The organism is Sphingomonas sp. CCH9-F2, assembly GCF_001556735.1.
In the GTDB taxonomy this organism is placed as follows: domain Bacteria; phylum Pseudomonadota; class Alphaproteobacteria; order Sphingomonadales; family Sphingomonadaceae; genus Sphingomonas; species Sphingomonas ginsenosidimutans.
Genome location: NZ_LSJO01000527.1, coordinates 1 through 582, shown reverse-complemented (window position 1 = coordinate 582; position 582 = coordinate 1). Strand labels below are relative to the sequence as shown.

General features: G+C 64.9%; 1 pseudogene. It reads right to left on the bottom strand.

Going from position 1 to position 582, the window contains the following annotated elements:
• Positions 1-582: pseudogene (locus tag AX685_RS14955) on the bottom strand (heavy-metal-associated domain-containing protein); the annotation flags it as partial.

Below are 582 nucleotides of genomic sequence, written 5' to 3'. Positions count from 1 at the left end.
GCGCGAAGATCAGCTCGGTATTGGGGCCGAGAAATTCGGCGTGGCTATGGTCGTGACCATCGCCGGGGCCGTGCTTCTCTTCGCCCGCGTCGTGGCCCCCGGGGCCGTGGTCGTGGCCGGCATGGTCATCGGCGGCGACCCGCTTGCCAACCCTCACCTTCAGCTTGCGAAGAGCAGCGCGCACTTCCTCTTCTGTGGTCTCTCGGCGATCATATTCGACCCGGACCGACCCGCTGGTGCTGGCGCTTGCCTGTACCACCCCGGGCAACGCGCATAGCGCATCGCTGACCGTGCGCGCCCGCCGTTCGTGACTGATCCCCGTCACCTGCCAGATCGCATGACCGTAGCGTTCAGTGATTTCGGCACCTGCGGCCCGCACCATTTCACGCAATCGCGGCAGCGGTAGCTTGGCGGCGTCGAAATGGATGCACAGGGCCGCCGGCGTGTCGCCATCGAGGCAGATCACATGCGCCCGCTCGACGCCTTCGCGCTTTGACAGGGTTGATACGAGACGGTCCAGGCAAGCGTCGGCCGCGTCAGGAAGGTCCGGCAACAATACTGGAATATCGAGTTCGAGCTTGT